At 68.1% G+C, this 7,969-nt stretch carries 5 protein-coding genes; 2 read left to right on the top strand and 3 right to left on the bottom strand.

Features of this window, described 5'->3' with window-relative positions:
• Both GT613_RS13920 and GT613_RS13915 read left to right on the top strand, forming a co-directional pair.
• Positions 1-1,762, top strand: a 1,762-nt coding sequence (locus GT613_RS13920) for an FAD-binding protein (RefSeq protein WP_240132898.1), incomplete at its 5' end; no start/stop codon positions are given.
• A gap of 1 nt (position 1,763) precedes the next feature.
• A complete protein-coding gene (locus tag GT613_RS13915) occupies positions 1,764-2,489 on the top strand; it encodes a hypothetical protein (protein ID WP_161172678.1) in 726 nt (241 codons plus the stop codon).
• Between the two features lie 54 nt (positions 2,490-2,543).
• Here the strand turns inward: GT613_RS13915 and GT613_RS13910 are convergent, their stop codons facing one another.
• The 3 genes from GT613_RS13910 to GT613_RS13900 all read right to left on the bottom strand — a co-directional run bounded on the left by GT613_RS13910 (position 2,544) and on the right by GT613_RS13900 (position 7,601).
• On the bottom strand, positions 2,544-3,494 hold the full coding sequence (locus GT613_RS13910; RefSeq protein ID WP_009304471.1) for a Fic family protein: 951 nt from the start codon (positions 3,492-3,494) through the stop codon (positions 2,544-2,546).
• 156 nt (positions 3,495-3,650) lie between these two features.
• Positions 3,651-4,589 (bottom strand): MarR family transcriptional regulator, encoded by a 939-nt coding sequence (locus GT613_RS13905; protein ID WP_009304470.1) that lies wholly within the window; start codon positions 4,587-4,589, stop codon positions 3,651-3,653.
• 321 nt (positions 4,590-4,910) lie between these two features.
• Positions 4,911-7,601, bottom strand: a complete 2,691-nt coding sequence (locus GT613_RS13900) for a cation-translocating P-type ATPase (RefSeq protein ID WP_009304469.1) — start codon at positions 7,599-7,601, stop codon at positions 4,911-4,913.
• Between the last annotated feature and the right edge of the window lie 368 nt (positions 7,602-7,969).

Below are 7,969 nucleotides of genomic sequence, written 5' to 3'. Positions count from 1 at the left end.
CCCGGCGGCGGTGCCGGGCGCGGCCTATGCGGTGCCGGAGGGCGTGATCGGCGACTGGGCGGCCGATGGGTCGAAGGCCGTCGACGTGCCCGACAGCGCCGTCACCAACGCCTCTTGGTCGGACGGCACGTATCGCGAGCACAACGGCGCGGCGTTCCCGGCGGACGATGCAAGCCCTATCCCTCCGCGCGCGGTGCCCGCGACATGGGATTACGAGTGCGACATCTGCGTGGTGGGCGCGGGCGGCGGCGGCTTGAACGCGGCGGCGCGCGCGGCCGAGCAGGGCGCGCGGACCATCTGCGTCGAGGCTATGGGCCTGCACGGCGGCAACGCCCAGGAGGCGGGCATGTGCGCCATCCTCGGCGGATCGAAGCTGCAGGAGTCGAAGCGTTTCGCGTTCCCGTCCTACCCCTTCGACGCGCGCAAGCTGGCCGATTGGGCCATCGACGAGTACCATTACGCGTGCGACCCGCTGCTCATCCACCGCATCGCCGAGGCGGGCGGCACGTGCATCGACTGGATGGCCGACTGCGGCGTCCGGTGGCGCTTGGGCGAGGTGCCGGTGTACGTGGCGCCGAAGAACTCGACGCTCGACCACCATGTGCTCAAGATGAAGGACGCCACCGACGCCATGTTCAGCTTTGGTCAGAAGCACGGCGTGCAGTACCTCTTCCAAAGCCCGGCGGAGGCGCTCGTGCAGGACGGCGACGGGAGGATCGTGGGCGTGGTGGTGCGCGAGGATTACGGCGCAGAGAAGTACATCCACGCCGAACGCGCCGTCATCCTCACGGCGGGCGGCTTCTGCAACAACAAAGCCCTGTTGGAGCGCTACATCCCCACGGCGGCCATGGGCTGCGCCTCGAGCTACCTCACGGCGGGCGAGACGGGCGAGTGCTTCCGCATGGGCTTGGGCGTGAACGCCGACGTGTCGGGCTTCAACAGCTCGGCCAGCTTCGACGGCGGCGTCGATTGGGAGGCCGAGGGCGGCCAGTGGGCGCGCTTCCTCTACGACGGCATGACGCAGCTGTCGCGCCAGCCGTGGTTCACCGTCGACCGCTGCGGCAACCGTCTTCGCTACATGGACAGCCGCGTGGGCGAGGACGGCGCGAACGCCATCTACGCGCTGGGCGATCTGGCCACCATCCAGATGACGCCGCCGGGGCACCGCTCCTACATCGTCTTCGACGCGCACTACGAGGATCATCTGGCCGGCTTCGCGCAGGAGCATTGCCGCAAGCTGATCACGCCCGACCTCGAGCAGATCGACAAGGTGCCCGAGCATTATCGCGACTGGCACCACGGCGTGCAGGACGCCATCGACGCCGACGTGCTGAAGAAGCGCGACTCGCTGGAGGAGCTGGAGCGCGACCTGGGGTTCGCCCCCGGCGTGCTGGTAGAGGCCGTGGAGAAGTGGAACGCGTGCTGCGAGCGCGGCGAGGACGACTTCATGTATCCCATGCCTCCCGAGTGGCTGCACGCCATCAAGGACCCGCCGTTCTACGGCTGCCGCATCGGCGGAAACCTGTACGGCACGAAGGCAGGCCTCATGATCAACGACGAGATGCAGGTGATCTCGACCAAGGGCACCGTGATCCCCGGCCTGTACGCGGGCTGGCACACGGCCGGCGGCGCGTGCGGCGAGAACAGCTACATCGGCGACCCTATCCTGGGTTCGCTGTTGGGCGACGTGAGCCTGGCGTTCTGCGGCGGGTACTTGTGCGGCACGTACGCCGTCGCCAACGAGATGAAGGGAGGGGAGTAGCATGAAAGAGCAGTTGAAGGACATGGCGCGGCCGTATGCGATGCTGTTTATGATCGCGCTCGCTGTGGCGATCGTGGGGCGCATCGGGCTGGCCGTGATGGACTTGACCGGAACGCTTTCCTACGACTACATCTCGGCGGCCGACGTGCCCATCCTCGACGTCGTGTGCTCCATCCTGACCGGGTCGGCGCTCGTGGCGTTCATGTACGCAGCATCGCTGGCGATGGTCGTGTCCACGGTGGGCGTCGCGCTGCACGGTCTGCTGTTCGCGCGCCGCAGCGAGGGCGCGGGCAGGCCGGCGACTGCGTTTCTGTGGGGCTGGGCGACGGCGCTTGCGGCCATCGTGTGCCTGCTGATCACGGCGAGCGGGATACTCTCTGCCGTGCAGGTGGCGTCCATGAGCTCGAAGCTGCCCTCCCTGCCGATGCTCGTGCTGGCGCTCGTGGGGTTCGCGGCGTTTCTCGGCACGCTTCTGGGCGCAGCGTCCATGACGGTGTGCGCTTGCCTCGCGCGGGCGCGCGACGAGAAGCGCGCAGGCTGGAACCTGGTGCTCGCGGCTTTCGTCTGCGGTCTCGTGGTCATGGTTCTCACCGTGGGCACGTTCTCGGCCGTCAACTCGGCCAGCATCCAGCTGGGCACGGTGGGAGCATGGTTCGCCGCCGACGTGGTCGTGAACCTGGCCATCATGTTCGGGATGGGCGCGCTGGTGAAGAAGGGTCGCGCGTAGCATGGAATCCCGGTCGCGCTTCTCCTTTCGGACAGGGGGAAGCGCGGCCTTCTTTTAGGAAATATCCCAGTGTCCGGCGCGTGGGCTTCCGACGCGCCGGACGCGCCCGCTTTCCTTGAGCGAAGCTATGGCGCGCTCCGTCGTGCGTCTTGCCAGGCCGACGGCTTCCGCGATCTCGGAGACCGTGATCGAAGGGTTCTCGGCCATGAGGCTCAGGATGCTATTCCTCAGCCCGTCCTCTCGACGCTCTTCCGTGCAGAAAGGCTCCATCGCATCGCGGATGGCCGAGAGCATGAAGGCTACGAAGGCGGTCGAGGATCCGGTCGCGTTCGATTCGTTCAATGCGGCGTAGTACGCGTCTTGGCGCTCCCGGATCATGCTTTCGATCGGCAGCCAGGCGAGCACGGAGCGCCATCGAGCCAGCAGCAGCGTGTGCCAGAGCCTTCCGATGCGGCCGTTTCCGTCGGAGAACGGGTGGATGAATTCGAACTCGTAATGGAATACGCACGAAGCGAGAAGCGGGTGGAGCTTCGTCGAACCCAGCCATTCGAACAGGTCGGCCATAACTTCGGGAACGTAGGATGCGGGGGTTCCGGCATGGATCAATCGATCCCCGTCGTATACTCCTGCGTTTTTCGTCCGGAAGGTTCCCGCGTCCTTGCGCAGGCCTTCCATCATGACGCCGTGGGCCTCGAGGAGGTCGTCCATGTTGCGCGGATCCCAGTTGCCGAGCAAGTCGTATGCTCGTTTGGCATTCCGGACCTCCCGGATATCGTCGGGCGGACCGAAGACGCGCCGGCCGTCGATGATATCGGTCACCTGCTCCATTGTGAGTGTGTTCTGCTCGATAGCCAGAGAAGAGTGTATGGTTTTGATACGCAGCTCGCGATGGAGGACGGGCGAGGAGGACAGCGCGGAGTCGGGTGCGAGCCGTCCCACCATCTCGGCGATATCCAAGGCGGTTGCAGTAATCTTGTCGGTGGGGTCGAAGGGCGGTTCGTACACCAGAGGCCTCCTCTCGAATATTTTACCGCCAGTATTTTACCGCCAATGGCGGTAAAAAGAAAGTGCGAGCGTCTTGCTCGTCTTTTTTCCGGTGCGGAGAAGGTTTTTGCATGCGGAAGTCTGGCATCGGCGATCCATGCGCAGACGGCGTGCGCGTCAGTCGATGGGCTGGAGGAGGCCGAGCGCGGCTTTGCGCTCGGCCTCCTTGCGCGCTTGGACGTCGGCGATGACGATGCGCCAGGTGCGCGCGAGAGCATGGCGCTGTCGGCGATCGAGCCTGCTCCAAAGGTGCTTGCGCGCAAGCAAGGCGACGGTTCGGACGATGATCCTCTGCTGTCGTTCGCCCTGGGGCATGGCAGCGGCGAACACGGCCTTGCGGTCGCGGGGGCTGGCCAGCCTCACGGCCCATTCCCGTTCGACGAGCCTGTCGACAGCCCGCGCAACGGCGACCGGGGTCATCTGCAGCTGATCGGCTATGTCGCCGATGCGAAGCGGCTCGCCCACCTCGCCGAGGCGCTGAAGCACGCGGCACTCGCTGAGGGATGCTCCGCACGCGGATTGCAAGGCGCTCTCCATCGCGCGTTTCACCAGCTCGAGCGACACGAGCGCGCGCGAAGCGGCGAAACGGCTGGCGGCCTCGCCGGACGGTGCCGCCTCGATGCTCGCGCCGGCCGCGATGGAGGCTTCGAGGATGGTGCGGTGGGCAGCGTCTTCGGTGGGGAACAGGGCGTAGAGGCGCTCGACGAGCGCGTCGTTGGCCTGCGCCACATGGCTTGCTCCGGCGTCGGTGATGCCCACGGTGCGCACGCGCCTATCGCCGTCGCCGGCGCGCCGGCGCGTCGCGTACCCGGCGGCTGCGAGCGCGTTCACGGCCTGCGTCACCACGTTCGGCTTGAGGTCGAGCGTCTTTCCGAGGCTGGACTGGTCGATGCCGTCCGGGCCAGCGGACAGCAGCTTCACCAGCACGCGGTACTGCGTCACGCTGAGGCTGCTGGCCTGCGCCAGCCCGCTTTTGAGCGCGCGATGGGTGAGGTCGAACGCGACGAAGAACGTCGAGTCGAGAGAAAGGTCGCGCTCGGTTTCGATCCCATCCATGCTCAAACCCCCCCTTTTTTTCCTTTTTTCGCGCGCTCTGCAGTTCGTTCATCGGTGAAACGATATTGTAGCGCGAGCATGAGCGGTTCGGGGAAAACCCATCAGAGCGCCACTTCGCCGTCGCCGAAGGCAAAGCAGCGACGAGGGACGAACGCGCATGCGCCCGAGCAGCAAGCCTTTCCTTCTCATGCACGCTTTTGTCAAGCATGTACGGGCATTTCGCCCCGTTTTCCTTGTCAAAAGCGTGCATGTAGGCAATGCGCCGTTCGTGCACGGCGGCGCTCTCGCGCGCGAGGATGCCCTTTTCCGGCGACTGCGCGCTTAGCGGCGCGCGCGCCAGCGTCCGATGGCCTTCGCGATCTCGGTCTGTACGACGGACAGCAGGGCGAAGCCCACCACGAGCGCCCACTGCCCGAGGTCCATCGTCGTGCCGCCGAACGCGTCGATGAAGGGCGGCACCAGCAGCACGACCAGCATGAGCGCGATGCTGGCCGCCGCGGCGAGCCCCAGCTGGCGGTTGCGGGCGCCCTCGCGGTCCCAGACGGGGTCGGTGGCGGAGCGCTGGTTCAGGGAGCGCAGCACCTGGGAGAATCCCAGCACGCCGAACGCCATCGTGCAGCCCAGCTCGTAGCTGCCCGCGTTCTGGCCGATCACGAAGGCGACCAGCGCGAGCGCCGCGATGAACACGCCCTGAAAGATAACGCGGCGCGCTAGCGGGCCGTCCAGCAGGTTGTTCACGCGCATGGGCGGATGCTCCATGATGTGGCGGCTGGCGGGCTCCACGCCCAGCGCGAGCGCGGGCAGCGACGCGGTTGCCAGGTTCACCCACAGGATCATGACGGCGGTGAGCGGCGCGTTCCAGTTCAAGGCCACGGCGGTGAGCAGCACCACGATCTGAGCCACGTTGTCGGCCACGAGGAAGGAGACCACCTTCTGGATGTTGCGGAACACCCGGCGGCCCTCGCGCACGGCGTAGACGATGGTGGTGAAGCGGTCGTCCATGAGGATCATGTCGGAGGCGTCCTTCGCCACGTCGGTGCCCGTGATGCCCATGGCCACGCCGATGTCGGCGGCTTTGAGCGCGGGCGCGTCGTTCACGCCGTCGCCCGTCATGGCGCACACCTCGCCGGCATGCTGCAGCGCGCGCACGATGCGCAGCTTGTGCAGAGGCGACACGCGGGCGAACACCGAGGTGTTGCGGGCCGCCTCGTCGAGCGCCGCGTCGTCCATCTCGTCGAGCTCGGCGCCCGTGACCACGAGGTCGCCGGGACGGAAGATGTCCAGCTCGCGGCCGATGGCGCGCGCGGTGGAGGCGTGGTCGCCCGTGATCATGACGGTGCGGACGCCGGCGGTGCGGCAGGTTTCCACGGCCTGGCGCACGTCGGGCCGCGGCGGGTCCATCATGCCGACGAGGCCGATGAGCACGAGATCGCGTTCGATGTCCTCCTCGTCGCCGGGCACGCCGGGCAGGGCGCGGGTGGCGAATGCCAGCACGCGCAGCGCCTCGTCCGAGAGCCGTTGCGCCACGGCCAGCGCGCGGGCGCGATCCTCGTCGGTCATCGGCCGCGGGCCGTTCTCGTCCATGATGAAGGCGCAGCGGGGCAGCAGCGAATCGATCGCGCCCTTCACGGCGGCCACGATCTCGCCGTCGCGCTCGTGCACGGTGGACATGCGCTTGCGGTCGGAGTCGAAGGGGCGCTCGGCCAGGCGCGGGTAGGTCGAGCGCAGCGCGGTCGGGTCGATGCCGTTGTCGCGCGCCAGCACCAGCAGCGCGCCCTCGGTGGGGTCGCCGATGAACGCCTGCGCCCCCGGCGCGCCCTCCTCGGCGGACGCGAACGCGGCGTCGTTGCACAGCACGGCGGCGAACGCGAGGTAGCCGAACAGGTCGGGGTGCTCCTCGAGCGCCTCGGCGGGCTCGAGCGCCTCGTCGCGGTCGAGGTCGGGGCCCAGCGACACGCGCACGACGCTCATGCGGTTCTCGGTGAGGGTGCCCGTCTTGTCCGTGCAGATGACGGTGGCGCCGCCCAGCGTCTCGACGGCCGGCAGGCGGCGCACGAGCGCCTCGTGGCGGGCCATGCGCTGCACGCCCAGCGCCATGGTGATGGTGGCGGTGGCGGGCAGGCTCTCGGGGATCACCGAGATGGCCAGCGACACGGCCAGCAGCAGCAAGGGGGCGAACGGGCGGCCGTAGGCCAGGCCGACGGCCAGCACGGCCAGCGCCGCCGCCACGCCCACGATGGTGAGGATCTTGCCGAACGAGGCCAGCTTGCGCTTGATGGGCGTGTCCAGCTCCTCGTCGCCTTCCAGCATGCCGGCGATGTGCCCGACCTCGGTTCCCATGCCCGTGGCCACCACGATGCCCGCCCCGCGTCCCGCGGTGACGATGGCGGTGGCGAACGCCATGTTCGACCGGTCTCCCAGCGGCGCGCCGGGCAGAACCACGGCGGAGGCGTCCTTCTCGACGGGCACCGACTCGCCTGTGAGCGCGGCTTCCTGCATGCGCAGCCCGGCCGCTTCGACCAGACGCAGGTCGGCGGGCGCCATGCTGCCGTCGCCCAGCTGCACGAGGTCGCCCGGCACGAGATCGCGCGCGGGCACCACCATCTCCACGCCGTCGCGGACGACGCGCGCCTCGGGCGCGCTCATCGATCTTAGCGCTTCGAGCGAGGATTGCGCCTTGCGCTCCTGCACGATGCCGATGACCGCGTTCACCATCACGATGGCGAAGATGATGCCGGCTTCGGCCCATTCCTGCAGAAGCGCCGACAGCACGGCCGCCACGAGGAGGATGAGGATCATGGGGTCGGTCAGCTGCTCGCGCGCCATCTGCGCCAGCGTGCGCGGCGGCTTCGCGTTCAGCTCGTTGGGGCCCGTCTCGGCGAGGCGGCGCGCGGCCTCGAGCTCGCTCAGCCCTTCGAGCGAGGAGTCGAGCTCGAGGAGGACGTCGGAAAGGGGCTCCGCCTGCCAGGGTCGGGATGCGGGCGGTTTGACGGGTGCTTGAGTGTTCGGCATGGAGCTTCCTTTGCGCGGTCGTTGCGACGGTGTTCGCTTCCACGATACCCGTCCGCGGCTCGCGTCGATCGAACCGTCACGAGCCGGTTGCCAATCGGACGGTCGATCGTTCGGAGGGCATTCCCCGTCCCGTCGGTCGGCGCGGCGCGACGTCCTCTCGCCGCGCTCGGGCGCTTTCCGTTAGAATGGTGGTCTCCGAAGGAAAGGAAGCCCCGTGACCGCGAACCTCCGACTCGACCGTCTCCCGCGCACCGTGGAGCTGGCGCGCGCTGCCGACGGCGCCGCGACGCTCGCCTACGTCGACCAGCGCCTGTTGCCCGGCAAGCTCGCGATCGAGCGAACCGCGGATTGGGGGGCGGTGGTGGACG

Source organism: Eggerthella sp. BIOML-A4 (assembly GCF_009875575.1).
GTDB lineage: Bacteria > Actinomycetota > Coriobacteriia > Coriobacteriales > Eggerthellaceae > Eggerthella > Eggerthella lenta.
Note: the sequence above shows the minus strand (reverse complement) of the source record. Positions and strands in the feature narration are given on the sequence as shown.

What these genes read in the sequence shown, in the direction of transcription:
- GT613_RS13915 (WP_161172678.1), top strand. Translation starts at nt 1,764, where the DNA reads ATGAAAGAGCAGTTGAAGGACATGGCGCGGCCGTATGCGATGCTGTTT.
- GT613_RS13905 (WP_009304470.1), bottom strand. Translation starts at nt 4,589, where the DNA reads ATGGATGGGATCGAAACCGAGCGCGACCTTTCTCTCGACTCGACGTTC.
- GT613_RS13900 (WP_009304469.1), bottom strand. Translation starts at nt 7,601, where the DNA reads ATGCCGAACACTCAAGCACCCGTCAAACCGCCCGCATCCCGACCCTGG.